Annotated in this window: 23 protein-coding genes; 20 read left to right on the forward strand and 3 right to left on the reverse strand. The window is 32.3% G+C overall.

Annotated features, from left to right (window positions below):
* The first annotated feature begins 83 nt into the window (after positions 1 to 83).
* Genes rsgA through ACJQQZ_RS03275 form a run of 3 tightly spaced genes read left to right on the forward strand, consistent with a single transcriptional unit; the run spans position 84 to position 2249 of the window.
* Positions 84 to 959, forward strand: coding sequence for a ribosome small subunit-dependent GTPase A (rsgA, locus tag ACJQQZ_RS03265; protein ID WP_049424982.1), 876 nt, complete (start codon positions 84 to 86; stop codon positions 957 to 959).
* Positions 960 to 1604, forward strand: a complete 645-nt coding sequence (gene rpe / locus ACJQQZ_RS03270) for a ribulose-phosphate 3-epimerase (RefSeq protein WP_124228362.1) — start codon at positions 960 to 962, stop codon at positions 1602 to 1604. It abuts the gene before it with no gap.
* 6 nt (positions 1605 to 1610) lie between these two features.
* Positions 1611 to 2249, forward strand: a complete 639-nt coding sequence (locus tag ACJQQZ_RS03275) for a thiamine diphosphokinase (RefSeq protein ID WP_124228361.1) — start codon at positions 1611 to 1613, stop codon at positions 2247 to 2249.
* Between the two features lie 84 nt (positions 2250 to 2333).
* Here the strand turns inward: ACJQQZ_RS03275 and rpmB are convergent, their stop codons facing one another.
* Positions 2334 to 2522 carry a 50S ribosomal protein L28 gene (gene rpmB, locus ACJQQZ_RS03280; protein ID WP_002435210.1) on the reverse strand — a complete coding sequence of 63 codons (189 nt, stop codon included), beginning with the start codon at positions 2520 to 2522 and terminating at the stop codon, positions 2334 to 2336.
* Positions 2523 to 2829: 307 nt separating this feature from the next.
* Between rpmB and ACJQQZ_RS03285 the strand changes: the two genes are divergently transcribed.
* From ACJQQZ_RS03285 to rplS, 17 genes are all read left to right on the forward strand, one after another.
* The gene (locus ACJQQZ_RS03285; protein WP_002466916.1) at positions 2830 to 3204 is read left to right on the forward strand and encodes an Asp23/Gls24 family envelope stress response protein; all 375 of its coding nucleotides are present in this window, start codon (positions 2830 to 2832) and stop codon (positions 3202 to 3204) included.
* 14 nt (positions 3205 to 3218) lie between these two features.
* Positions 3219 to 4868, forward strand: a complete 1650-nt coding sequence (gene fakA / locus ACJQQZ_RS03290; protein ID WP_124228360.1) for a fatty acid kinase catalytic subunit FakA — start codon at positions 3219 to 3221, stop codon at positions 4866 to 4868.
* Between the two features lie 257 nt (positions 4869 to 5125).
* On the forward strand, positions 5126 to 7174 hold the full coding sequence (gene recG, locus ACJQQZ_RS03295) for an ATP-dependent DNA helicase RecG (RefSeq protein ID WP_145505186.1): 2049 nt from the start codon (positions 5126 to 5128) through the stop codon (positions 7172 to 7174).
* Between the two features lie 148 nt (positions 7175 to 7322).
* Entirely contained in the window at positions 7323 to 7892 is a 570-nt protein-coding gene (gene fapR / locus ACJQQZ_RS03300) for a transcription factor FapR (RefSeq protein WP_002450582.1), read from the forward strand.
* On the forward strand, positions 7885 to 8871 hold the full coding sequence (gene plsX, locus ACJQQZ_RS03305; protein ID WP_002450581.1) for a phosphate acyltransferase PlsX: 987 nt from the start codon (positions 7885 to 7887) through the stop codon (positions 8869 to 8871). Before fapR ends, plsX begins: the two co-directional genes overlap by 8 nt.
* Positions 8864 to 9784, forward strand: coding sequence for an ACP S-malonyltransferase (fabD, locus tag ACJQQZ_RS03310; RefSeq protein WP_124228358.1), 921 nt, complete (start codon positions 8864 to 8866; stop codon positions 9782 to 9784). The genes plsX and fabD overlap by 8 nt, the downstream gene beginning before the upstream one ends.
* Positions 9784 to 10518 carry a 3-oxoacyl-[acyl-carrier-protein] reductase gene (fabG, locus tag ACJQQZ_RS03315; protein WP_002450579.1) on the forward strand — a complete coding sequence of 245 codons (735 nt, stop codon included), beginning with the start codon at positions 9784 to 9786 and terminating at the stop codon, positions 10516 to 10518. Before fabD ends, fabG begins: the two co-directional genes overlap by 1 nt.
* Positions 10519 to 11037: 519 nt before the next feature.
* Positions 11038 to 11271: an acyl carrier protein gene (locus ACJQQZ_RS03320; RefSeq protein ID WP_408023065.1), complete on the forward strand. Its 234-nt coding sequence runs from the start codon at positions 11038 to 11040 to the stop codon at positions 11269 to 11271.
* A gap of 110 nt (positions 11272 to 11381) precedes the next feature.
* On the forward strand, positions 11382 to 12113 hold the full coding sequence (rnc, locus tag ACJQQZ_RS03325; RefSeq protein ID WP_002450578.1) for a ribonuclease III: 732 nt from the start codon (positions 11382 to 11384) through the stop codon (positions 12111 to 12113).
* A gap of 150 nt (positions 12114 to 12263) precedes the next feature.
* On the forward strand, positions 12264 to 15833 hold the full coding sequence (smc, locus tag ACJQQZ_RS03330) for a chromosome segregation protein SMC (RefSeq protein WP_145505190.1): 3570 nt from the start codon (positions 12264 to 12266) through the stop codon (positions 15831 to 15833).
* On the forward strand, positions 15830 to 17074 hold the full coding sequence (gene ftsY / locus ACJQQZ_RS03335; RefSeq protein WP_107535785.1) for a signal recognition particle-docking protein FtsY: 1245 nt from the start codon (positions 15830 to 15832) through the stop codon (positions 17072 to 17074). Before smc ends, ftsY begins: the two co-directional genes overlap by 4 nt.
* Positions 17061 to 17393, forward strand: coding sequence for a putative DNA-binding protein (locus ACJQQZ_RS03340; RefSeq protein ID WP_049424999.1), 333 nt, complete (start codon positions 17061 to 17063; stop codon positions 17391 to 17393). The genes ftsY and ACJQQZ_RS03340 overlap by 14 nt, the downstream gene beginning before the upstream one ends.
* 23 nt (positions 17394 to 17416) lie before the next feature.
* Positions 17417 to 18784: a signal recognition particle protein gene (gene ffh, locus ACJQQZ_RS03345; RefSeq protein ID WP_049425000.1), complete on the forward strand. Its 1368-nt coding sequence runs from the start codon at positions 17417 to 17419 to the stop codon at positions 18782 to 18784.
* Between the two features lie 453 nt (positions 18785 to 19237).
* Entirely contained in the window at positions 19238 to 19513 is a 276-nt protein-coding gene (gene rpsP, locus ACJQQZ_RS03350; RefSeq protein ID WP_023375169.1) for a 30S ribosomal protein S16, read from the forward strand.
* Positions 19514 to 19681: 168 nt separating this feature from the next.
* The gene (rimM, locus tag ACJQQZ_RS03355; protein WP_002450572.1) at positions 19682 to 20185 is read left to right on the forward strand and encodes a ribosome maturation factor RimM; all 504 of its coding nucleotides are present in this window, start codon (positions 19682 to 19684) and stop codon (positions 20183 to 20185) included.
* Positions 20185 to 20922 carry a tRNA (guanosine(37)-N1)-methyltransferase TrmD gene (trmD, locus tag ACJQQZ_RS03360; RefSeq protein WP_145505193.1) on the forward strand — a complete coding sequence of 246 codons (738 nt, stop codon included), beginning with the start codon at positions 20185 to 20187 and terminating at the stop codon, positions 20920 to 20922. The genes rimM and trmD overlap by 1 nt, the downstream gene beginning before the upstream one ends.
* A 105-nt stretch (positions 20923 to 21027) precedes the next feature.
* Entirely contained in the window at positions 21028 to 21378 is a 351-nt protein-coding gene (rplS, locus tag ACJQQZ_RS03365) for a 50S ribosomal protein L19 (protein ID WP_002450570.1), read from the forward strand.
* Positions 21379 to 21539: 161 nt separating this feature from the next.
* Here rplS and ACJQQZ_RS03370 read toward each other — a convergent pair whose 3' ends face one another.
* The gene (locus ACJQQZ_RS03370; protein ID WP_145505196.1) at positions 21540 to 24149 is read right to left on the reverse strand and encodes a YfhO family protein; all 2610 of its coding nucleotides are present in this window, start codon (positions 24147 to 24149) and stop codon (positions 21540 to 21542) included.
* Positions 24142 to 26742: a YfhO family protein gene (locus ACJQQZ_RS03375; protein ID WP_242238332.1), complete on the reverse strand. Its 2601-nt coding sequence runs from the start codon at positions 26740 to 26742 to the stop codon at positions 24142 to 24144. The genes ACJQQZ_RS03370 and ACJQQZ_RS03375 overlap by 8 nt, the downstream gene beginning before the upstream one ends.
* Positions 26743 to 26894: the final 152 nt, after the last annotated feature.

Consider the following 26894-nt stretch of genomic DNA (forward strand, 5'->3'; position numbering starts at 1 on the left):
GTCTTTTTATATATAAAAAGATATATAAATAGTTATGATTTTGATATACTAATAACAGTAAAATAAAATTGAGAGGTGTCCTTTTGAAGACTGGTCGAATTGTAAAATTGATAAGTGGTGTTTATCAAGTTGATGTGAATGGCACTAGGTATAATACCAAGCCTCGTGGCTTATTTAGAAAAAAGAAATTTTCACCAATCGTTGGCGATATTGTTGACTTTGATGTTCAAAATGAAACGGAAGGTTACATCCAACATGTTCATGAAAGAGAGAATGCTTTAAAACGACCACCTGTCAGTAATATAGATACATTAGTTATAGTCATGAGTGCAGTTGAACCACAGTTTTCTACTCAATTATTAGATAGATTCTTAGTCATAGCACATTCTTATGGCTTAGATACTAGAATATTAGTTACTAAAAAAGATATGGCTGACGATAATCAAATTGAAAAAATCAATAGTTATTTAGCTATATATGAAGAAATAGGTTATTCAACTCAATTTGTTGGTATTAATGACGATCAACATGCTTTGGTACAAGAATGGGGAGAGGGTTTGATTGTATTAAGTGGTCAATCTGGTGTGGGTAAATCAACCTTTTTAAATCGTTTTAAACCAGAACTAAATCTTGATACTAACGATATTTCAAAATCTTTGAATCGTGGTAAACATACAACAAGACATGTTGAACTTCACGAAACAGTTAATGGGTTTATTGCAGATACACCTGGATTTAGCGCATTAGATTTTGATCATATTGATAAAGATGAACTTAAAGATTACTTCATCGAAATCGCACAATATGGCACACAATGTAAGTTCCGTAATTGTAATCATTTAAAGGAACCGAAATGTAAAGTCAAAGAAGAATTAGATGTTGGGAATATTGCTCAATTTAGATATGAACATTATTTACAGTTATTCAATGAAATTTCAGAAAGAAAGGTACGATATTAAATGACAAAAGTATTACCTTCATTATTATCAGTAGATTTTTTAAATTTAAAGGATGAATTAGTTAAATTGGAAGAAGCAGGTGTAGATGGCTTACATTTCGATGTAATGGATGGACAATTTGTGCCAAATATTTCAATTGGCATACCTATTTTAGACGCTGTGCGACAACAATCAAAGTTACCAATTGATGTTCATTTGATGATTGAAAATCCAGAACAGTATATTGAACTTTTTGCAGATCATGGTGCAGACTTAATTTCTGTGCATTTAGAAGCGACTGCACATATCCATAGAGCTATCGAACAAATTAAGAATAAAGGGAAAAAAGCAGGCGTAGTGATTAATCCGGGAACACCCGTGAGCCAAATTTTACCTATTATCAATGCAGTGGACTATGTTTTAATTATGACAGTAAATCCTGGATTTGGTGGCCAATCATTTATTGAGGATTGTGTGGATAAAGTGTTGGAATTAAATACTTTAAAAAATGAAAAGCAACTCACTTTTGATATTGAAGTTGATGGTGGAATTAATGCAGAAACAGCCGAAATTTGCGTTAAAAATGGCGCTAAGATGTTAGTGACAGGTTCATACTTCTTCAAACAAGATGATTATCAAGCTGTTACACAAAATTTAAAGGGCTGATTGAATATGAAAATCAATTTATTATGTTCAGATAGACATATCCCTAAAGATCTATTTCAACATCATGCTCAAGAAACATGGGCTGGTATTGATAGGGGAGCATTGATTTTAATTCAGAATCAAATTGACCCTGTTTTCTCAGTGGGGGATTTTGATTCTGTTAATAATCAAGAACGTCAACTTTTAGCAACACAATTGAATATTCATCCTGTTAAAGCTGAAAAAGATGATACAGATTTAGGTTTAGGAGTTGCTCAAGCTGTTGAAGAGGGGTATCAAGATATTCATATATATGGTGCTACTGGTGGTCGATTAGATCATTTTATGGGTGTCATTCAAATTTTGTTGAAATCAGAATATATTAATAAAGGTATCAAATTTAAAATAATAGATGAGCAAAATGAAATCATACTATTGACTTCTGGTATGCACAATATATCACCACATGCGCAATATCAATATGTTTCCTTTATACCCGTGAGTGGAGAACCTATATTAACGTTGGCAGGATTTAAATATAATTTGGAAAAGGAAAAGTTAGTAAGGGGATCGACATTAACGATTTCTAATGAGGTTGAAAAACCTAATGCCAAAATAGAAATTCATAATGGTCTTGTGTTACAAATTAGAAGTAAAGACTTGTAGAAAAAAAGAACTTAAAGGATATCCTTTAAGTTCTTTTAAAATATGTCCTCCACATAAGGACTATTTATATGTGCATTATATTTATTAAACTCTAGTAACTTTACCAGATTTTAAAGCACGTGCAGAAACCCAAACTTTTTTAGGTTTTCCGTCAACAAGAATTCTAACTTTTTGAAGGTTAGCGTTCCATCTGCGTTTGTTCGCATTTAAAGCGTGTGAACGATTATTACCAGTCGAAGCTTTACGACCTGTTACGTAACATTGTTTACCCATGAAAGTACCTCCTTTAATAAATATAAATACACGTCACTACTTATATACTTTATTAAGATACCACAATTGTTTAAGATTAGCAATAAATAGTTATATAAATCATGAATTATATACAGAAACGTTTGATAAATTATGATATAATTGTAAGCTGTGGAGTAATATAGTATGATACTTTAAAGAAATAGGAAATTTAAACATTAAAAATTCGAATGAATTAGTAATAATAATTAATGCAGACTAGCAAAGAGATTGCTTATCTATATAAGACAAGAAACACATAACTTTTATTTTCAGGAGGAATATTAATATGACATTAGAAATTTCAAATGATTACGGTAAAATTGATATTTCGAATGAAGTCATCGCCTCAGTTGTAGGTGGAAAAGCTGTTGAATGTTACGGCATTGTTGGTATGGCATCTAGACAGCAAGTAAGAGATGGCATCGCAGAAATTTTAGGCCATGAAAATTATGCAAGAGGCATCAAAGTTCGTGAAGAGGACGGAAATGTTGATATAGACATGTATATTATAGTAAGTTATGGTGTGAAAATTTCAGAAGTGGCGAACAATGTTCAGTCAACTGTTAAATATACATTAGAGTCTACGCTTAATGTAAAAGTGAATTCAGTTAATATCTTTGTACAAGGTGTTAGATTAAACCAAACGGGCAAAAAGATTTAGGAGGACAACGTGAAATGATTAGCAAAATCAATGGTAAATTATTTGCCGATATGATTATACAAGGGGCACAAAATTTATCTAATAATGCAGATTTAGTGGATTCGCTTAATGTATATCCAGTTCCAGATGGAGATACAGGGACAAATATGAATCTAACAATCACTTCTGGTCGTGAGGAAGTTGAAAATAATTTATCTCAAAATATTGGAGAACTTGGTAAAACATTCTCTAAAGGTTTATTAATGGGTGCAAGAGGGAACTCTGGCGTTATTTTATCTCAATTATTTAGAGGATTCTGTAAAAATATCGAGACAGAATCTGAAATTGATGCACAACAGTTAGCTGAAAGTCTTCAAGCAGGTGTCGAAACAGCTTATAAGGCTGTAATGAAACCAGTTGAAGGGACGATCTTAACTGTTGCTAAAGATGCAGCTCAAGCAGCTATTGATAAAGCTGAGTCATCTAAAGATTGTGTTGAAATCATGGAAGCAACGATTGAAGCTGCTGAAAAGTCATTAGACAATACACCTAATTTACTAGCTGTATTAAAAGAAGTTGGCGTTGTAGATAGTGGTGGTAAAGGATTATTATCTGTATATGAAGGATTCTTAAAAGGTTTAAATGGCGAAACGATTGAAGCAAGTAAACCTAAATTAGATACAGATACGTTAGTTAATGACGAGCATGATTTCCATGGCGTGATTAATACAGAAGATATTGTTTATGGATATTGTACTGAAATGATGGTTCGTTTTGGTAAAGATAAGAAAGAATTTAAAGAAGATGAATTCCGTCAAGATATGAGCGAATTTGGCGATTCATTATTAGTAATCAATGATGATGAAATTGTTAAAGTGCATGTTCATACAGAATATCCTGGACAAGTATTTAATTACGGACAACAATATGGAGAATTAATTAAACTTAAAGTTGAAAATATGAGAGAGCAACACCGTGAAGTAATTAAAAAAGAAGCGAATAATCATAAAGATGACACACCACAAACTGTCGAAACAGCTATTATTACTATTTCTATGGGTGATGGTATCTCAGATTTATTTAAATCAATGGGAGCTACACATATTATCAGTGGTGGACAAACAATGAATCCATCTACTGAAGATATAGTTAAAGTCATTGAGCAATCAGAATGTAAGCGTGCGATTATTTTACCAAATAATAAAAATATTTTAATGGCCAGTGAACAAGCAGCAGAAATTGTTGATGCAGAGGCAGTAGTGATTCCTACAAAATCTGTTCCTCAAGGTATTGCAGCTTTATTCCAATATGACGAAGGTTCTTCATTAGAAGATAATAAGAGTCATATGGTTACTGCATTAGATGTCGTTAAATCTGGTTCGGTTACATTTGCAGTGAGAGACACTAAAATTGATGGTGTTGAAATTAAAAAAGATGAATTTATGGGTCTTGCTGAAGATAAAATCATAACAAGCGATGTTGATCAATATACTGCTACTAAACAATTGTTAGAAGCCATGCTTTCTGAAGATAGTGAAATTTTAACAATTATTGTTGGTGAAGATGCAAATCAACAAACAACAGATCAACTTGTTGAATGGATAGAATCTACGTATCCAGATGTTGAAATTGAAAATCATAATGGTCAACAACCTATTTATCAGTATTTATTTGCTGTTGAATAAACATATTTAATGAATAAAACGAGATTGAAAGTATATTCAGAATAATACTCTGACTACTTTTATCTCGTTTTATTTTTGTTAATCATCATATAACAATAGCATTAAGATACTATAGTATATAGTCCGTAAAAATATTATGTAAACTAAAATACATCAATGCGTTTTAATCCACCATTGAAGGAACTAAATGGTAGAATGAATGTATTATTTAAGTGACAATATAGATTAAAGATTAATACATAATAAGGTGATCGAATATGGCGAAAGTCAATTTAATAGAAAGTCCCTATCCATTAAATCAAATTAAGGGTATAGGACCGAAGCGTTTAGCTGTATTACAAGAATTAAATATTAACACTGTCGAAGATCTCATACTATATTTACCTACGCGTTATGAGGATAATACTGTTATAGATTTAAACGAGGCAGAAGACCAAAGTACTGTAACTGTTCAAGGTGAAGTATACTCCTCTCCAACAGTAGCATTTTTTGGGAGAAATAAATCTAAGCTAACTGTACATATTATGGTGAATCAAATTGCAGTCAAATGCGTCTTTTTTAATCAACCTTATTTAAAAAAGAAAATTGAATTACATGGTACTGTAACGGTTAAAGGGAAATGGAATCGCTCAAAACAAGAAATAAATGGTAATAGAATGTTCTTTAATCAACAGGAAAATCTTAATGATACACAATTAGAGCCCGTTTATCGTATTAAAGAAGGTATTAAACAAAAGCAATTGCGTGATCATATACGTCAGTCATTAAATGATGTAGTCATACATGAGTGGTTATCAGATGAGCTCAGAAATAAGTATAAATTAGAAACTTTAGAATTTACCCTTAATCATTTACATCATCCCCAAGGTAAACAAGACTTACTTAGAGCAAGACGTACTTATGCATTTACAGAATTATTTATGTTTGAATTACGCATGCAATGGTTGAATCGATTAGAAAAGGCGTCAGACGATGCCATAGAAATTGATTATGATATTCAAAAAGTAAAATCATTTATTGATAGTTTACCGTTCGAATTAACAGATGCCCAAAAGACGAGTGTTAATGAAATATTTAGAGATTTAAAAGCATCTATTCGTATGCATAGATTATTACAAGGAGATGTTGGATCAGGTAAAACGGTCGTAGCTGCTATATGTATGTATGCCTTAAAAACAGCTGGATACCAATCAGCACTTATGGTACCTACAGAAATACTTGCTGAACAACATGCCGAAAGTTTAATTCAATTATTCGGTGACACAATGAATGTCGCTTTATTAACAGGATCAGTCAAAGGGAAAAAACGTCGTATTTTGTTAGAACAACTTGAAAATGGAACGATAGATTGCTTAATTGGTACACATGCTTTAATTCAAGATGATGTTGCCTTTGACAATGTTGGTTTAGTCATTACGGATGAACAACATCGTTTTGGAGTGAATCAACGTCAAAAATTAAGAGAAAAAGGTGCGATGACCAATGTCTTGTTTATGACAGCCACACCGATTCCTAGAACATTAGCAATATCAGTGTTTGGAGAAATGGACGTTTCATCTATTAAACAGTTACCTAAAGGTAGAAAACCGATTATGACGAGTTGGGCAAAGCATGAGCAATATGAACAAGTATTAACTCAAATGACAAGTGAATTAAAAAAAGGAAGACAAGCCTATGTCATTTGTCCACTTATTGAAAGCTCTGAACATTTAGAAGATGTACAGAATGTGGTAGAACTATTTGAATCATTACAACAATACTATGGTGAAAACAAAGTAGGTTTATTACACGGTAAACTAAGCAATGAAGAAAAAGATGAAGTCATGCACCGTTTTAGTGAACATGAAATTGATATATTAGTTTCAACGACAGTGGTTGAAGTAGGTGTTAATGTACCTAATGCGACTTTTATGATGATATATGATGCTGACCGCTTCGGTTTATCAACTTTACATCAATTACGTGGAAGAGTAGGTAGAAGTGAACATCAAAGTTATTGTGTGCTCATTGCTTCGCCTAAAACTGAAACTGGAATCGAAAGAATGGCGATTATGACACAAACAACAGATGGGTTTGAATTGAGTGAACGAGATCTAGAAATGCGTGGTCCAGGTGATTTCTTCGGTGTGAAGCAAAGTGGTTTGCCTGATTTCTTAGTTGCCAATATTGTAGAAGATTATCGTATGTTAGAAGTAGCAAGAGACGAAGCAGGTGAATTAATTCAATCTGGTGAATTTTTCAATGAAAATTATGATCATCTTAGACATTTTATCGAAGATAATTTACTTGATATGAGCTTTGATTGATAAAATGCTATCATTTAAAACGAGGAATTTAATAACCAATAAATAAATTTATGTATGTATTATAGTTAATTGTTGAGGGATTGAAATAGAAAGTGTTATGATATGTGAGGAATGTTTAAGACTTGGTACTAAAATGAGGGGTGAGAATGTGAAATTAAAGAAAAATGAACGTAGACAGGCGATTCAGCAAGCCATTGAAAACAACCCCTTTATCACAGACAATGAACTATGTGAAATGTTCCAAGTGAGTATTCAAACCATTCGACTTGATCGAACACATTTGAATATTCCAGAATTAAGAAAACGAGTAAAATTAGTAGCTGAACACAATTACGATCAAATTAAATCAATTGAGGCTAATGAAATTATAGGTGATTTAGTTCAATTGAAACCCAATGATACAGCTACATCGATGATTGAAATTACAAGCGATTCCGTTTTCTCTAAATCACAAATTGCACGTGGTCATGTTTTATTTGCACAGGCCAACTCTTTGTGTGTTGCACTTATACATAATCCAACGGTATTAACGCAAGAAAGTGATGTTAAATTTCTGGATAAAGTAAAATTAAATGATACAGTGAAAGCAGTAGCCAACGTAATCAATCAAACGAACAAACATTATTTAATAGAAGTAAACTCTTATGTGAAAGATAAATTAGTTTTTATTGGTAAATTTAAAATGTTCTATATAAGTGAGGATGAATTAAATGGTTAAAATTGCAGTAGATATGATGGGCGGAGATGACGCACCTGGAATCGTACTTGAAGCTGTTAAAAAAGCAGTCGACGATTTTAAAGATTTAGAAATCATCTTATTCGGTGATCAAGAGCAATATACATTAAATCATGGACGTATCGATTTTAGACACTGCTCTGAAAAAATCGAAATGGAAGATGAACCAGTACGTGCCATTAAACGTAAAAAAGATAGTTCAATGGTTAAAATGGCTGAAGCGGTTAAGTCTGGCGAAGCGGATGGATGTGTTTCAGCTGGTAATACAGGGGCATTAATGTCAGCAGGTTTATTCATTGTTGGTCGTATCAAAGGTGTATCAAGACCAGCATTAGTTGTTACTTTACCTACGATAGACGGTAAAGGATTTGTATTCCTAGACGTAGGTGCGAATGCAGATGCTAAACCAGAACATTTATTACAATATGCTCAGTTGGGTAATATCTATGCACAAAAAATTAGAGGCATCAAACAACCATCAGTTTCATTATTGAATATTGGTACAGAAGCAGCTAAAGGTAATACGTTAACTAAGAAAACTTATGAGTTAATGGAAGCACAAGATGACTTCAAATTTACTGGTAATGTTGAGGCGAAAACATTAATGGATGGTAACGTAGACGTCGTCGTTACAGATGGTTTTACAGGAAATATGGTACTTAAGAACTTAGAGGGCACTGCTAAATCAATTGGCAAAATGTTAAAAGAAACATTATTAAGTAGCTTTAAAAATAAAATAGCAGCCTTAGTACTTAAAAAAGACTTAAATCAATTCTCTCAAAAAATGGATTACTCAGAGTATGGTGGTTCAGTATTATTAGGTTTAGATGGTACAGTTGTTAAAGCGCATGGAAGTTCAAATGCTAAAGCGTTTTATTCAGCTATCCGTCAGGCTAAAATTGCGGGAGAACAACAAATTGTACAAACAATGAGAGAAACGGTAGGTGGAACAAATGGGTAAAACAGCGATCATTTTCCCAGGTCAAGGTGCACAAAAAGTGGGAATGGCACAAGATTTATATAATGTAGATGAAAAAGCTACTGCAGTATTAAACACAGCACAAGAATCAGTAGATTTTGATTTATTAGAAACAATGTTTACAGATGAAGAAGGTAAAATAGGTGAAACTGAAAATACACAACCAGCTTTATTAACGCACAGTGTTGCATTATTAGAAGCGTTAAATCATATCGATGCAGATTATACTATGGGTCATAGTTTAGGCGAGTATTCAAGTTTAGTGGCAAGCGGTGTTTTATCATTTGAAGATGCCGTGAAGATTGTTCGTAAACGTGGTGAACTTATGGCTCAAGCATTCCCTAATGGTGTAGGTAGTATGGCTGCTGTTTTAGGTTTAGATTTTGACGAAGTAGATAAAATTTGTAAAGAACTATCAACAGAAGATCAATTAATTGAACCGGCAAATATTAATTCACCTGGTCAAATCGTAGTTTCAGGTCATAAAACATTAATTGATGAATTAGTTGAAAAAGGTAAATCATTAGGAGCGAAACGTGTATTACCATTAGCTGTGTCAGGTCCTTTCCATTCTTCAATGATGAATGTTATAGAAGAAGATTTTGCGGCATATATTAATCAATTTGAATGGCATGATGCAAAGTTCCCAGTCGTTCAAAATTACAATGCTGAAGGTGAAACTGATGCAGAGGTTATCAAATACCATATGGTAAAACAACTATACTCTCCAGTTCAATTTATCAAATCAACTGAATGGTTAATTGAACAAGGTGTCGATCACTTTATTGAAATTGGTCCAGGAAAAGTATTATCTGGTTTAATTAAAAAAATTAACAGAGACGTAAAATTAACATCAATTCAAACACTAGAAGATGTGAAAGGATGGAATGAATAATGGCTAAAAATGCTTTAGTAACAGGTGCTTCACGAGGTATTGGTCGTAGTATAGCAATTCAATTAGCTGAGGAAGGTTATAATGTTGCAGTCAATTATGCAGGTAACCAAGATAAAGCTGAGGCAGTTGTATCAGAAATTAAAGAAAAAGGTGTCGAAAGCTTTGCGATTCAAGCGAATGTTGCTAACGGTGACGAAGTAAAAGCAATGATTAAAGAAGTTGTAAGTCAATTTGGTTCTATTGATGTATTAGTTAACAATGCTGGCATAACACGTGATAATTTATTAATGCGTATGAAAGAGCAAGAATGGGATGATGTGATTGATACTAACTTAAAAGGTGTATTCAATTGTATCCAAAAGGTTACGCCACAAATGTTAAGACAACGTAGTGGCTCTATCATTAATTTATCAAGCGTAGTAGGCGCTGTTGGTAATCCAGGTCAAGCAAACTACGTAGCTACTAAAGCTGGTGTAGTAGGGTTAACTAAATCTGCTGCACGTGAGTTAGCTTCACGTGGAATTACTGTAAATGCTGTTGCACCTGGTTTTATTGTTTCCGATATGACTGATGCTTTAAGTGATGACTTGAAAGAACAAATGTTAGGTCAAATTCCTTTAGCACGTTTTGGTGAAGATACTGATATTGCGAATACAGTTGCATTCTTAGCTTCTGAAAAAGCAAAATACATTACTGGTCAAACGATTCATGTAAATGGCGGTATGTACATGTAATGAACTACATACAGTTCTATAATGATACAAACTCCTAAAAAATGGAAATTGAAAAAAAGAAATTCAACAAGCAATGCAAGTTGGGGTTGGGGCCCCAACAAAGAGAATTTCAAAAAAAGAAATTCAACAAGCAATGCAAGTTGGGGTTAATAAAGAACGGATTACCTGAGCTAAAGCTCATTACGTAGTAGTTGACTGGTTATCCACTCTATGACTAACCTAGTCACCTTTACGGGGGTAATTCTAAAAAAATCAAATAGATTTAAGAATTACTCCCTAAGAAACACTAATCATTTTAATGATAGAGAAGATGAACACACAAGCTAAAGCTTATGTAACGCAGTAGTTGACTGTCCACTCATGTCAAAAGCCATGATTGAACTAGTCAACCTTGCGGGTGCAAGACAACGAAATCTATAGAATTTCTGTCTTGCAACCAAATTCTACTTGTTTTTTATATTCTAAAATGGGAAAATATAATAGTCTATGGATAGACGCTTTTAAAGGAGGTGAATCGACGTGGAAAACTTCGATAAAGTAAAGGATATCATCGTTGACCGTTTAGGTGTTGATACTGATAAAGTAACTGAAGATGCATCTTTCAAAGATGATTTAGGCGCTGACTCACTTGATATCGCTGAATTAGTAATGGAATTAGAAGATGAATTTGGTACTGAAATTCCAGATGAAGAAGCTGAAAAAATCAACACTGTTGGTGATGCTGTTAAGTATATCAATAGTCTTGAAAAATAATAAACCTATATCTGAGTCGTCATTGCGTCGGCTCAGATTTTTTCTTTTGTTTTGGTGTGATTTCACGTAAAATTAGAGTTAACATATCATTAATTGAGGAGGTATATTTAATGACCAATCATAAAAAGACAGAAATGATTAATCACTTTCGAGAGCAATTTGCACAGAAAATGCATGAACTAGGCTTTGAATATAATAATATAGAATTATATCAACAGGCATTTTCACATTCTAGTTTTATTAACGATTTTAATATGGATCGTTTAGACCATAATGAAAGATTAGAATTTTTAGGTGATGCGGTATTAGAATTGACGGTTTCACGTTATCTATTTGATAAACACCCAGATTTACCAGAGGGTAATTTAACAAAGATGAGAGCAACTATCGTATGTGAACCTTCACTTGTAATATTTGCAAATAAAATAAAATTAAATGAACTGATTTTATTAGGAAAAGGCGAAGAGAAGACAGGTGGTAGAACACGTCCTTCACTTATTTCTGATGCATTTGAAGCATTCGTTGGTGCTTTATATTTAGATCAAGGATTAGATACAGTATGGGACTTTGCTGACAAAATTATATTCCCATACGTAGAAGATGATGAACTAGATGGTGTAGTCGATTTTAAAACACAATTCCAAGAATTTGTACACAGACAAAATAAAGGTGATGTCACTTATCGCTTAATCAAAGAAGAAGGTCCAGCACACCATCGTTTATTTACATCAGAAGTTATTTTAGAAAAGCAAGCTATCGCAGAAGGTCAAGGTAAAACTAAAAAAGAGTCTGAACAAAAGGCAGCTGAACGTGCTTACAAACAGATGAAGACTAAAAAGTAATTAAAAAATCTAATAAATCATCTTAATTGAAATCATTACGATCAATTAAGGTTAAACTTTAAAGGAAGATGTAACGTTAATAACTTTGCATCATATATTAAGTTGATTGTAAAGATATGGATCAACTAGGATTTGGATAAGGAGAATAACATGGTTTATTTAAAATCAATAGACGCCGTAGGATTTAAATCATTTGCAGACCATACTGATGTGCAGTTTGATAAAGGCGTAACAGCTATTGTTGGTCCAAATGGTAGCGGTAAAAGTAATATTACGGATGCAATCAAATGGGTATTAGGTGAGCAATCAGCGAAGTCACTTCGTGGTTCTAAAATGGAAGATATTATCTTTTCAGGTGCTGAACATCGTAAGCCTCAAAATTTTGCAGAAGTAAAATTAAAATTAGATAATCATTCAAAAAAATTACAAATAGATGCAGAAGTGGTAGAGGTTACACGACGTCTTTATAGAAATGGCGAAAGTGAATACTATTTAAATAATGATCGCGCTCGATTAAAAGATATCATTGATTTATTTTTAGATTCTGGTTTAGGTAAAGAAGCATTCTCAATCATATCTCAAGGTAGAGTGGACGAGATTTTAAATGCAAAACCAATTGATCGTAGACAAATTATTGAAGAATCAGCAGGCGTTTTAAAATATAAAAAGCGTAAAGCAGAATCTGTGCAAAAATTAGATCAAACTGAAGATAATTTATCACGTGTAGAAGATATTCTTTATGATTTAGAAGGAAGAGTTGAACCTTTAAAAGAAGAAGCAGCCATTGCTAAAGAATATAAACAACTGTCATCTGAAATGAAAAAAAGTGACGTAATTGTGACTGTTCATGATATTGATCAATATACACAGGATAATAGTCAGTTAGATGAACAACTCAATGATTTAAAAGGGAAACAAGCGAATAAAGAAGCTGAACAAAGTCAAATCAATCAATTATTACAAAAGTATAAAGGCCAAAGGCAAGAGCTAGATCAAAGTATAGAACGATTAAATTATGAACTAGTAAAAGCTACAGAAGAATTCGAAAAGTACTCTGGTCAACTTAATGTGCTTGAAGAAAGAAAAAAGAATCAATCAGAAACCAATGCTAGGTTTGAAGAAGAACAAGATAATTTAATGTCACAATTAGACAACCTTAAATCTGAAAAAGAACAAGCAGTACAAACATTAAACCAATTAAAACAAAAGCAAAAAGAACTTAATCAGACGATACAAACGTTAGAATCAAAGTTATATGTTTCAGACGAACAACACGATGAGAAATTAGAAGAAATCAAAAATAAATATTACACGTTGATGTCCGAACAATCGGATGTCAATAATGATATACGCTTTTTAGAACATACAATCAATGAAAACGAAGCGAAAAAATCACGTTTAGATTCCAGATTAGTTGAAGCATTTAATCAATTAAAAGATATTCAAAATAGTATTTCGAATACCGAACAAGAATATCAACAAGTACAGAAAGATATGCATCAAACTGAACAACAAATCAAAAATGTCGAAAAACAATTAACTGAATCGAAGCAACTACAAACTGAATTCGAAAATAAATTGTATCAAGCGTATAGATATAACGAAAAGTTAAAATCACGTATTGATAGTCTTGCTACTCAAGAAGAAGATTACACTTACTTCTTTAATGGTGTTAAACATATTCTTAAAGCTAAAGATAAAGAATTAAATGGTATTCACGGTGCTGTTGCGGAAATTATAGATGTTCCTTCACAATTAACGCAAGCGATAGAAACAGCTTTAGGAGCATCGTTACAACATGTCATTGTAGAAGATGAAAAAGATGGCCGTCAGGCAATACAATTTTTAAAACAACGTAGTTTAGGACGTGCCACATTCCTGCCTTTAAATGTTATTCAACCGAGGTATTTAGCTGCAGATATTAAATCGACAGCACAAGCTTTTGACGGCTTTGTGAACATTGCTTCAGATGCAGTGAAAGTATCTTCTAAATATAAAAATATCGTGGAAAATTTACTAGGTAATACTATTATTGTAGATGATTTAAAACATGCAAATGAATTAGCAAGATCGATACGTTATCGTACAAGAATTGTGACGCTTGAAGGCGATGTTGTTAATCCAGGTGGTTCCATGACTGGTGGGGGCGCCCGTAAAACTAAAAGCATCTTAACACAAAAAGATGAGCTAACAACGATGCGTCATCAATTAGAAAATTATCAAAAGCAGACACAAGAGTTTGAGAAACAGTTCCAATCACATCAAGCACAATCTGAAAAGTTAAGTGAAAAATATTTTGAGTTAAGTCAAAGTTATAATAACTTAAAAGAAAAAGCACATGGCTATGAGTTAGAGCTTGATCGCTTGAAGAAACAAGAAACACATTTAAAAGATGAACATGAAGAGTTTGAATTTGAAAAAAATGATGGTTATCAAAGTGATAAAAGTAAAGCAACACTGGAGCAAAAACAACAACAACTATCTGAAATTCAATCTCAACTTAAACAATTAGAAGCAGATATTGAAAAATATACGAAGCTATCTAAAGAAGGTAAAGAAACGACTACCCAAACTCAACAACACTTACATCAAAAACAATCTGATCTTGCAGTTGTTAAAGAACGAATTAAAGGGCAACAACAAGAAATCGAGCGCTTAGAAAAACAATTACAAAGTACCGAACAACAACTTGATACAGTTAAAGAAAAAATACAATTATTTAATTCTGATGAAATGATGGGTGAACAGGCTTTTGATAAAATTAAGGCACAAATTGCTGATAAAGAGCGAACTCGAACGGAATTAAATGAACAACTTGATGAAATGAAGCAACGACGAGTTGACTTAAATCAGATGATTGAAGACAATGATAGTAAGCTACAAGAATGTCATCAAGACTTATTATCTATCGAAAACCATTATCAAGATATTAAAGCCAATCAATCTAAATTAGATGTCCTTATTAATCATGCGATTGATCATTTGAATGATGAATATCAACTGACTGTCGAACGTGCACGTATGCTTTATGACAACGATGAGGATATTGATCAGCTACGTAAAAAGGTCAAACTAACTAAAATGTCAATTGACGAATTAGGTCCAGTTAATTTAAATGCGATTGAGCAATTTGAAGAATTAAATGAACGATATACATTTTTAAATGAACAAAGAACAGATTTAAGAGAAGCTAAATCAACATTAGAACAGATCATCAACGAAATGGATAAAGAAGTAGAAGACAGATTTAAAGAAACGTTCCATGCTGTACAAAGTCACTTTAGTGATGTCTTTAAACAACTATTCGGTGGTGGACAAGCTGAATTACAATTAACAGAAGATGATTATTTAGCAGCTGGTGTCGATATTATTGTTCAACCCCCAGGTAAAAAACTACAACATTTATCTTTATTAAGTGGTGGAGAGCGCGCATTAAGTGCAATTGCTTTATTATTTGCTATATTAAAAGTAAGATCAGCACCATTTGTTATATTAGATGAGGTAGAAGCGGCATTAGATGAAGCCAATGTGATTCGTTACGCACAATACCTCAATGAATTATCTGATCAAACACAATTTATAGTTATTACACACCGAAAAGGTACGATGGAATTTTCAGACCGACTATACGGTGTAACTATGCAAGAATCAGGAGTATCAAAATTAGTAAGTGTTAACCTAAATACAATAGATGAGGTTATGAAGGAGGAAGAAGCATGAGCTTTTTTAAACGCTTAAAAGATAAATTTTCAGGACCAAGTGAAGAAGACATAGAAAAGGAATTATCCAGTGAAGAGGTTTCAGATGATTCTTCTAAACAGATGGATGATGAACCACAAGCATCTCAACATGAACAAGAAGAAGATAAACCCAAAAAGAAACCTAGAAAATTAAGTGAAGCAGATTTTGATGAAGATGGCTTAATTTCCATTGAAGATTTTGAAGAGATAGAAGCACAAAAAATCGGTGCAAAATTTAAAGCTGGTTTAGAAAAATCTAGAGAAAACTTCCAAGAACAGTTAAACAATTTAATTGCGCGCTATAGAAAAGTCGATGAAGAATTCTTTGAAGCTTTAGAAGAAATGTTAATAACAGCCGATGTAGGTTTTAATACGGTAATGCAATTAACTGAAGAACTTCGTGCTGAAGCACAACGTCGTAACATTCAAGAAACAGAAGATTTACGTGAAGTTATTGTTGAAAAAATCGTAGAAATTTATCACCAAGAAGATGATAAATCAGAAGCGATGAATCTTGAAGATGGACGCTTAAATGTTATTTTAATGGTCGGCGTCAATGGTGTAGGTAAAACGACAACAATTGGTAAATTAGCATACCGTTATAAAATGGAAGGTAAAAAAGTCATGCTTGCTGCAGGTGATACATTTAGAGCAGGAGCTATTGAACAATTAAAAGTTTGGGGAGAACGAGTTGGCGTTGAAGTTATTAGTCAAAGCGAAGGTTCAGACCCAGCCGCAGTGATGTATGACGCAATTAATGCCGCTAAAAATAAACAAGTAGATATTTTAATTTGTGATACTGCAGGACGTTTACAAAATAAATCTAATTTAATGCAAGAATTAGAAAAAGTAAAACGTGTTATTGGTAGAGCTGTTCCTGACGCACCTCATGAAGCTTTACTGTGCTTAGATGCTACAACTGGTCAAAATGCATTATCACAAGCCCGTACATTCAAAGAAGTAACGAATGTTTCAGGTATCGTATTAACTAAATTAGATGGTACTGCCAAAGGTGGTATTGTTTTAGCAATCAGAAACGAACTTAAAATACCTGTTAAATATGTAGGTTTAGGTGAAAAATTAGATGACCTACAACCATTCAATCCTGAAAGCTATGTTTATGGACTATTTGCTGATATGATTGAACAAAATGAAGAGATTCCAGATGAATTAGCAGAATCTCCATCTGATAATGGAGATGCATCTCATGAGCCAAAATGATTTAGTAAAAACACTACGAATGAATTATCTTTTTGATTTTTATCAAACTTTGCTGACTGATAAACAAAGAAACTACTTAGAATTATTTTACTTACAAGATTATGCATTAAGTGAAATTGCTGATACTTTTAATGTGAGTAGACAAGCAGTTTATGATAATATAAGAAGAACTGGCGATTTAGTAGAAGATTATGAAACTAAATTAGGATTATACAAAAGGTTTGAACAACGACGAGATATTTATGATCAAATGAAACAATCTCTTGATAAACCAGAATTATTGAAGCAATATATAGATCAATTAGAAGAATTAGAATAGCGAAAAAAGAGGAGGGAATAATTATGGCATTTGAAGGATTGTCGGATCGCTTACAGGCATCTATGCAAAGAATGCGTGGCAAGGGTAAAGTAACAGAAGCAGATATCAAAGCAATGATGCGTGAAGTTCGTCTTGCGTTATTAGAAGCCGACGTTAACTTTAAAGTCGTAAAGGATTTCGTCAAAACTGTCTCAGATCGAGCATTAGGCTCAGATGTGATGCAGTCATTAACACCTGGACAACAAGTTATTAAAATTGTTCAAGATGAATTAACTAATTTAATGGGTGGCGAGAATTCAACGATTAAAATGGCTAATAAGCCCCCAACTGTTGTCATGATGGTTGGTTTGCAAGGTGCAGGTAAAACTACAACTGCAGGTAAATTAGCACTTTTAATGCGTAAAAAATATAATAAAAAACCAATGTTAGTTGCTGGAGATATTTATCGTCCAGCTGCCATTGATCAGTTACAAACAGTAGGTAAACAACTAGATGTCCCAGTTTATAGTGAAGGAGATCAAGTTAAACCACAACAAATCGTTCAAAATGCATTAGCACATGCTAAAGAAGAGCATTTAGACTTTGTCATTATTGATACAGCAGGTCGTTTGCATATTGACGAAGCATTGATGAATGAATTGCAAGAAGTTAAAGAAATTGCTAAACCAGATGAAATTATGTTGGTTGTCGATGCAATGACTGGTCAAGATGCGGTTAATGTTGCACAATCATTTGATGAACAATTAGATGTAACGGGTGTGACATTAACTAAATTAGATGGTGACACTCGTGGTGGTGCTGCATTATCAATACGTTCAGTAACTCAAAAACCAATTAAATTTGTAGGTATGAGTGAAAAGCTTGATGGTTTAGAATTATTCCACCCAGAACGTATGGCGTCCCGTATTTTAGGTATGGGTGATGTTTTAAGTTTAATTGAAAAAGCGCAACAAGATGTCGATCAAGATAAAGCTAAAGATTTAGAAAAGAAAATGAGAGACTCGTCATTCACATTAGATGATTTCCTAGAACAACTGGATCAAGTTAAAAATCTTGGACCACTAGACGACATCATGAAAATGATTCCAGGTATGAATAAGATGAAAGGCTTAGATCAACTTAATATGAGTGACAAACAAATCGATCATATTAAAGCGATTATTCAATCCATGACACCAAGTGAAAGAGCGAATCCAGCGATGTTAAACGTTTCTCGTAAAAAACGTATCGCAAAAGGGTCTGGACGTTCTTTACAAGAAGTCAATCGTTTGATGAAGCAATTTAATGACATGAAGAAAATGATGAAACAATTCACTGGTGGCGGTAAAGGTAAGAAAGCGAAGCGAAGCCAGATGGAAAATATGCTAAAAGGTATGAACTTACCTTTCTAATATGAAGTTTTGATTCCAACAGATGTATGTCTGTTGGAATTTTTATATTTAATTAAAATCGAATGTTTGATTAGGGTCATAAAAATCAATTTATTACGTGAATTTAATGAAGATGAAACGCTTGAGATAGATGAATATCATGGTCTAAATTTATATGTGGAGTAGCTGACTGGCAGAAAATACGCTTATTCTAAGCTACTTTCTAGCCTAGTCAACATTGCCGGGGTGAGACATAGAAATAATAACAATTATTTCTGTCTCACTCCCATAACCAACACTAATTTTTCTGAAAGAAAGGAACGCCTTAGCTAAAGCTAATGCATAACCAAATCTACAATTCATTCCATGAATTTAGATTTGGTAAAGCAAAATGTCTTTACAAAGTTTAATATACCTGTTATTATTTATTCTTGTAGAAAATAAAAATTGAAATGTTTAAAGGAGAGTTTTATAATGGCAGTTAAAATTCGTTTAACTCGTTTAGGTTCAAAAAGAAATCCATTCTATCGTATCGTAGTTGCAGATGCTCGTTCACCACGTGATGGTCGTATCATCGAACAAATCGGTACTTACAATCCAGCACACGTTAATGCTCCAGAAGTTAAAATTGACGAAGAATTAGCATTAAAATGGTTAAAAGACGGTGCAAAACCAACTGATACAGTTCATAATATCTTATCAAGAGAAGGTATTTTGAAAAAATTCGATGACCAAAAAAACGCTAAATAATCATAGTCACTTGTGACGTGTTTATATATTTAGTTGAAAGGGCGCCATATATTGGTGTCCTTTTTTATTTTTGATTGATTAAGAAAAAATGCATGTATAACGTATTAATCAATGATATAGTAAAATCATTAATTAACAATATTTAAATTTACAAGGAGGTTAGTCATTATGGAAGTGGAGGTAGGACAAATCGTCAATACCCATGGAATTAAAGGAGAAGTCAAAGTGAAATCTAATTCAGATTTTACAGATACACGTTTTCAACCGGGTGAAGTGTTAACAGCAAAATTAAATCAAATTGAAAAAGAGTTGACTGTGACGTCATATCGTACACACAAAGGATTTCATATGTTGAAATTTGAAGGTATTGACAACATCAATGATATCGAGTATTTAAAAGGCGCTGTACTATATCAAGAACGAGATCATGAAGATATCGAACTTGAAGAAAATGAATTTTATTATTCAGATATTATAGGATGTACTGTATTTGATGATGAACAACAGCCAATTGGTCGCATAACTAGTATTTTTGAAACAGGCGCTAATGATGTGTGGGTTGTAAAAGGAGACAAAGAATATTTAATTCCTTACATAGCAGATGTTGTTAAAGACGTTGATGTAGAAAATAAAACAGTCATTATCACACCAATGGAAGGACTGTTAGATTAATGAAAATCGATTATTTAACTTTATTTCCGGAAATGTTTGATGGCGTACTCAATCATTCTATTTTAAAAAGAGCGCAAGACAAAGAAATTATAAATGTGAATACTATCAATTTTAGAGATTATTCGGTAAATAAACATAATCAAGTAGATGACTATCCATTTGGTGGAGGACAAGGTATGGTATTAAAGCCTGAGCCAGTGTTTAATGCGATGGAAGACATCAATAGGACCGATGATACTCGCGTTATATTAATGTGTCCTCAAGGGCGTCCATTTACGCAAGACATTGCCCAAGAATTAAGTGAAGCCAAACATATTGTGTTTATATGCGGTCATTATGAAGGTTATGATGAACGTATAAGAGAACATTTAGTAACTGACGAAATTTCCATGGGAGATTATGTGTTAACAGGTGGCGAATTACCTGCAATGACTATGACTGATGCTATCGTTAGATTAATTCCCGGAGTACTTGGTAATGAACAGTCACACCAGGATGATTCATTCTCTGATGGATTACTAGAATTCCCACAATATACAAGACCACGTGAGTATAATGGAATGAAGGTACCAGATGTATTATTATCTGGCAATCATGCTCATATTGATCGATGGCGTCATGAACAGAAACTGATTCGCACTTTGAATAAGAGACCTGATTTATTAGAGCAATATGATTTAACAGATAAAGATAAAAAAATAATCCAAACATACAAAAACCAATTGAAAAATGACTAACGTTATGCTAACATAATTTAAGTGTGAAAAAACACTAAAAATCACTATGATCCGCTGCTATACATTTGTCTAGGCAAGAACATAGGTTGAAGAGGAGAATTTATAATGAGTAATCATAAGTTAATCGAAGCAGTAACTAAATCACAATTACGTACAGATTTACCTTCATTCCGTCCAGGTGACACTTTACGTGTACACGTTCGTATCATTGAAGGTTCACGTGAACGTATCCAAGTATTCGAAGGTGTTGTAATTAAACGCCGTGGTGGAGGAATTTCAGAAACTTTCACAGTTCGTAAAATTTCTTCAGGTGTAGGTGTGGAACGTACATTCCCATTACACACTCCAAAAATCGAAAAAATCGAAGTTAAACGTCGCGGTAAAGTACGTCGTGCTAAATTATACTACTTACGTAATTTACGTGGTAAAGCTGCTAGAATTCAAGAAATTCGTTAATCAGCCAATTCGATCAATAAAATGGAATCATAACAGATTCAAACATCAAGCATTAAACTGTTGTCACTTTAGACAAAGTTTAATGCTTTTTTATTTATATTCATATAAAAAAGATGGTCGAGGAACTCACTATTGTGTCCTACGACCATCTTTTTCATCAATTAATTATTCTTTTTCATCTTTCTAGCAAATATCATACTAAGGACAACACCAATAATTGAGATAACAATAAGTAAATAAAAGTGTGGCGGAGTGTATGTTAATCGAATTATTTCTTGGCCTTTATTTACAGGTATAGCTGTCATAATACCATTTGCTTTTTTAACATCCACTGCGTGACCGTCAATCGTTGCCTTCATCCCTTTGGCATACGGGATAGGCATGATTAAATAGCCATTTTGTTGTTTATCTTTTTTAATTGTATAGCCATTTCTTTGTTTATGAATTTCCACTTTTTTCAATTGTTTTGCTGATTTGCGTAAAGTTTGATAGTTTTCCCCATAAATGCCGTTAATCTTAAGTCGATATTTACCTGGTGAAAGCTTAATATTTAATAGGTCAGACGATGTTACTCTCATAGTGACTGGACTTACAAATCTACGATATTTATATGTGAGAGGATTCCTTTCTTGACTATATTCATTAACACCAACGCGATGTTTCTTGTCAGGTGCTAACAATTCGACATCCATTTCTACATATAAATCTTTATAACGTTGTGCATAAGATTTTGGTAATTGAAGCTCTATACCACCGTTATTTTTGGTAACTTCAATCTGATGGTTTTTGATTTGCTTAGCATGATTTAATTTAATATTAGCTTGGGATATAAGGTTAGGGTTTGGCTTAAATGATTTATTTGGTTTTGAACTTTTATCATTCAATACGACGCCTTGAATCATTGCTTGTTCACGGTCTAAAGGTGATTTTAAATCACTTGAATCATAAATTTTATTTGTGATATGTGCTGCAGGATAATCAATCATATTATGTGAATGAATCCATTGATCATCTTTATCTTTTATTAACTTTTCCTTTTCGAATCCATAAGGCATATTTATATCGTTAGGATGTCTAAGACGATCTTCAACACCCCAAAGTGCCATTAAGTTAGCACGATTTCCTAAATAGCGATAGGTACTGTTTTTATCTACTGGCATATTGATTTGCATCATTTTATCGTAATATTTCAAAATGTCTCCATCAAATATACTTGAATAGAGAGAAATACCGTTATAGTGGTAAATAAATGGTGAATTTAAACCATAGAATGACATATAATCTATTCTTGATAATGGATTAGATTGAGATCTTTTAATATGTTGAATAGTTTTATTTAATGCTTTACCTCTGTAGCTTGGGTCATCAATTGTTTTCATCGTTGTTTGGTATGGCTCAATTGTATTTTGCGTAGTGATATGTTCAATACCAAGTTGTTGCATGAATATCAACAACACGAGTGCGATTTGAATCCATCTTTTTGATTGAAGTTGTGGTTGCTTAATCAGTAAAGCTAATAAACATATCAATACGATTGACACTGGAATCCAGAATAAGTTTTTTTCTGCTAATGCAAAATAAACAATCCCGTAAATGGTGATAGGGATAGCAATCAGACTATATCTTTTAAGAGATAATTCACTGATATGTTGTATGAATAATGCGACTAAAGCACTTGAAGAAAGTGTTAAAGCGTATACCCAACGTCTTTGTGGCATCGAAAAACCATTAAAAGCACTATCAAAGTATTGAGATAGAGAACCAATAAGTAATATCCAAGTAATCATCGCAAATAATTTAAAATAATAATGACGATATAATTTAAATGAAAATAAAGCAATAATAGTAATAAACGTAATGGTTATATAAAAGCCATCTGAAAAAATATTAAAATTAGGATTAACAAGATCTGTAAATAATGGTGTTTTAAGTTTAGGATTTTGTGCTCGGTCATTATTAAAAAATGACGATAATCCTGTATATAAGCCTAAAATACTACTCATTACGCTTAATAAAACACCGATAATGAGTAAATAGCATTTTTGCCATCTATTAACGATATCATTAGGGTGAACGACGATGACTCTATACATAAAGTAAAAGCCTAAGACAATTGCTTGATAATAGCTAAAATAGAAATTCATAAATAAAGTTAAAGCAATGACAAAGATAAATAACCCTATTTTCTTCTCTTTGAAGAAGCGTTCCATCGCAAATAATGATAGTGGTAATAGAATTAACAAATTACCGTAAAATGACCATGTAAAGTTATAGTAGATAACTACGGTTGACATACCATACATTATCGTTGCCACTATAATTGCTAGAGGTTTTAACTTTATGTATTTAAAGAAATAAAACGTACAGATAAATGTAATAACTGTTCTAACATATGCCATAATGAGTTGATTAATTGGCCAATAACTAATATCGTGAGGATTTGCTAACCCCATGTTTTCTAATATCCATATCGTTAAAAAGTTTAACCACATTAAAGGCGACATGGAATAATAATATGCCAAGCCCTTTACATAATCTCCACCTAATCCAAAGGATTCATCATAAAATCCTTTGAATTGCGTGAAGTGTTCATATAGATACATTTGAAAGGGCATCATTTGCCTAAAGCCATCACCTTCACCACTAAAGACAATACCTTGAGTGATAAAACGGTAAATGAATGGAATATATATGCATAATGATAAAATGCAACTTAAAATAATAATTGAAGATAATAATAAGAATGGCTTAGAAACAATTTTTTTAAACACTATGTGTCCTCTTCTTTCTCTTTTTAGGATAAATGTATTTAATGAATAACCAACTTATAATAATGCTTAAAATCGAAACGAATATCATTGTATTCCATAAAGGTGGTTGATATTTAATGACTATTGTTTTGGCATTTTTTTCTACTGGTACAGCTGTCATCATGCCATTGGCTTTATAAACATTTTCTTGTTCTCCATCAACAAAAGCTTTCATACCATTTCGATATGGAATGTTAATAGTTGCTATACCTTTTGAATGTTTATCTAAATTAACTTTGACGCCATTTTTAATGTCATGATATTTCAAATTAAAGTTTGCGTTTTCATGTGCTTTTTTGAGCTTATCATAATTTTCACCATTTAGGTTCAATAATTGAAAATCAAAAGTGCCTTTTGGTGATAGTTGAATCGTTATATCACCATTCTTATCGGGTTGTGTTCGGTAAAGTTGTGTATCTACACCGATTCTATAAACAGAATCATTGTATAAACGATTGTTACTATATTGATTAATACCCACTGTATAATTACTATCTGGTAAACCTCTTTTAATTTTCATAGTTAAATAAAAATCAGTATAACGTTTTTGTAAGGACTTAGGTAAATGAAGTTTAACTTTACCTGAAGATTGAGTGACTTTAATATGATGTTTATTTGATTTAACAATGTTTTGACTAGAGATATCAACTTGATTTAATAAATTTTTAGCTTTTTGTTTATAGTTTGTTCCTTTATTATTTAATACCACACCGTCTAACATTGCATGTTCTCTATCTATAGGGGTCTTTAAAGATTTACTATCATAAATATGATTTGTCACTTTAACTGAAGGAAGATTAAGTGCATTTTCGTAAATAGAATATTGACCGGCAGATTTAACTTTTTTAAAGAAACTTGGGATATTATGTTGATACTCTTTCAACATGACGTATCGAATAGAAAACAGACTGGCAATATTTTGTCTACCATTCGTCGATTGATAACGACTCAGTGATTCTTCAGCCATGTTAATCTTTAAATCGTCATAATAATCATCGAGTATATTATGATGGAAAATACTTGAATACAAACTTAATCCTTTGAAATGTTGATACATAGGTGTGTTGTCCTGTTCGTTGACACGCCAATCAATACGCTCATCATTACGTTTAGAATCATTCATTTGCTTAACTAACGCGCGTTGTAATTCGGAACTATACATATTGGAATTAAGGTAGTACGTATTTGCTCTATCTTTATGATCTTCAAAGTATATTTGATTCTTTATAAAAACAAATGACACCATAATGTTAAGTATGGCAATGGCAATAATAAATAGATAGGTCAATTTGGTACGACTCGTTCTATCGTTGATAATTAAAATACATAAACCAATGATAGATACGATAGGCACCAATATAATCCATGCAACATACGTATGATATATAATTGCACTAATAAATATGACGCTTTGAGCCAATATACTTGTGATGAGATATGATTTAATCGATATAGTTTTAAAATATTTTACATAAAGGCCTATAAGCATTGCTGAATTAAATGCAATGATAAAATGCCATCTTTTTTGAGGTGCAGAAAACCCATTAAATAATTGGTCTATAAATGGAATAAAATTAAAACATATAAATATAATAGTTAAAATGGCAAATATTCGATAATAAAAGTGTTTATATAATTTGAAACTTAAAATAGCTTGGATAGTTATAAATAAAATGACGATTAAATAATTATCAAAAAATAAATTTGTATTTGCATCCAAATGTTCAAAGTGTGGCACCTTACCTGAGAAAGGTACTCTACGGTTATTTAAATAACTTTGAACACTATGGTAAAAAATAAAAAGACTATTACCGAACGATAAAAAACCACTGATACCAAAGATACAGAGCGCTTGCTTACGATTGGCTAAATCATTAGGATGTCTAAAGAGAATTCTAAGAATGATATAACCAGCACCAATGATAAGTAAGTAATAAGCAAAATAAAAATTATTAATCAATATGAGCGACGTTGTAACAATAAATAAACCTATTTTTTTACATGTCAAATATCGTTCTATAGATAAAAGTAACAAAGGCATGAAAATGAAAACATCACTAAAAAATGGCCAGTATACGGTGAATCTAAAATATAACGGTGATATTACAAATAAAAAGGCCATAAGTAGACTGATAAGATGATGTTTTGTCAGATGCTTTGCAAATAAATATGTACAATAAAGTGCAATACTTGCTTTAATAATAGAAACGATAAGTGCGTTATTCATCCAAAATAATAATTGAGATGTGTCTAAATGAATAAACAGCTTGAACAGCATAATGACGAATGCGTTGATTATAAAGAGTATATTTGTAGAAAAGTAATAGCTTAAATCGGTGAAGAAGTCACCACCTAATCCAAAATCTGATGAATAAAACCAGTTACCGTGACTCCATTGATTAAATAGAAACATTTGGATAGGAACTATTTGTTCCATACCATCATTAGGTCCGGTAAAAAGTATGCCATCATGATAAAATTTATATATAACGTAGCTATGACCAACAAGTGATAAAAGTACGAATATGAATATGTATTTAAGTAATTTTTTCATGTCTTTCTCCTACTTGCATATATTTATCATGAGCATGTTTTACACTACCAAAAGTTAAGTGGTTTATATGTTAATTTTAAATTCATGCTTATTATCAAATTGTAGGTGATAGTATGATTGATGAAAAGTATTTATGCTTTTGTTTTAGACAT

The organism is Staphylococcus sp. KUGN1 (assembly GCF_045984185.1).
GTDB lineage: Bacteria > Bacillota > Bacilli > Staphylococcales > Staphylococcaceae > Staphylococcus > Staphylococcus warneri_A.

Bases quoted from the DNA above. Each gene is read 5' to 3' on its own strand.
- fakA (WP_124228360.1), top strand. From the start codon at position 3,219: ATGATTAGCAAAATCAATGGTAAATTATTTGCCGATATGATTATACAA.
- plsX (WP_002450581.1), top strand. From the start codon at position 7,885: ATGGTTAAAATTGCAGTAGATATGATGGGCGGAGATGACGCACCTGGA.
- recG (WP_145505186.1), top strand. From the start codon at position 5,126: ATGGCGAAAGTCAATTTAATAGAAAGTCCCTATCCATTAAATCAAATT.
- fabG (WP_002450579.1), top strand. From the start codon at position 9,784: ATGGCTAAAAATGCTTTAGTAACAGGTGCTTCACGAGGTATTGGTCGT.
- ACJQQZ_RS03275 (WP_124228361.1), top strand. From the start codon at position 1,611: ATGAAAATCAATTTATTATGTTCAGATAGACATATCCCTAAAGATCTA.
- fabD (WP_124228358.1), top strand. From the start codon at position 8,864: ATGGGTAAAACAGCGATCATTTTCCCAGGTCAAGGTGCACAAAAAGTG.
- ACJQQZ_RS03340 (WP_049424999.1), top strand. From the start codon at position 17,061: ATGAGCCAAAATGATTTAGTAAAAACACTACGAATGAATTATCTTTTT.
- rnc (WP_002450578.1), top strand. From the start codon at position 11,382: ATGACCAATCATAAAAAGACAGAAATGATTAATCACTTTCGAGAGCAA.
- rplS (WP_002450570.1), top strand. From the start codon at position 21,028: ATGAGTAATCATAAGTTAATCGAAGCAGTAACTAAATCACAATTACGT.
- ACJQQZ_RS03285 (WP_002466916.1), top strand. From the start codon at position 2,830: ATGACATTAGAAATTTCAAATGATTACGGTAAAATTGATATTTCGAAT.
- rpmB (WP_002435210.1), bottom strand. From the start codon at position 2,522: ATGGGTAAACAATGTTACGTAACAGGTCGTAAAGCTTCGACTGGTAAT.
- rimM (WP_002450572.1), top strand. From the start codon at position 19,682: ATGGAAGTGGAGGTAGGACAAATCGTCAATACCCATGGAATTAAAGGA.
- rpe (WP_124228362.1), top strand. From the start codon at position 960: ATGACAAAAGTATTACCTTCATTATTATCAGTAGATTTTTTAAATTTA.
- ACJQQZ_RS03375 (WP_242238332.1), bottom strand. From the start codon at position 26,742: ATGAAAAAATTACTTAAATACATATTCATATTCGTACTTTTATCACTT.
- smc (WP_145505190.1), top strand. From the start codon at position 12,264: ATGGTTTATTTAAAATCAATAGACGCCGTAGGATTTAAATCATTTGCA.
- trmD (WP_145505193.1), top strand. From the start codon at position 20,185: ATGAAAATCGATTATTTAACTTTATTTCCGGAAATGTTTGATGGCGTA.
- ftsY (WP_107535785.1), top strand. From the start codon at position 15,830: ATGAGCTTTTTTAAACGCTTAAAAGATAAATTTTCAGGACCAAGTGAA.
- rpsP (WP_023375169.1), top strand. From the start codon at position 19,238: ATGGCAGTTAAAATTCGTTTAACTCGTTTAGGTTCAAAAAGAAATCCA.
- ffh (WP_049425000.1), top strand. From the start codon at position 17,417: ATGGCATTTGAAGGATTGTCGGATCGCTTACAGGCATCTATGCAAAGA.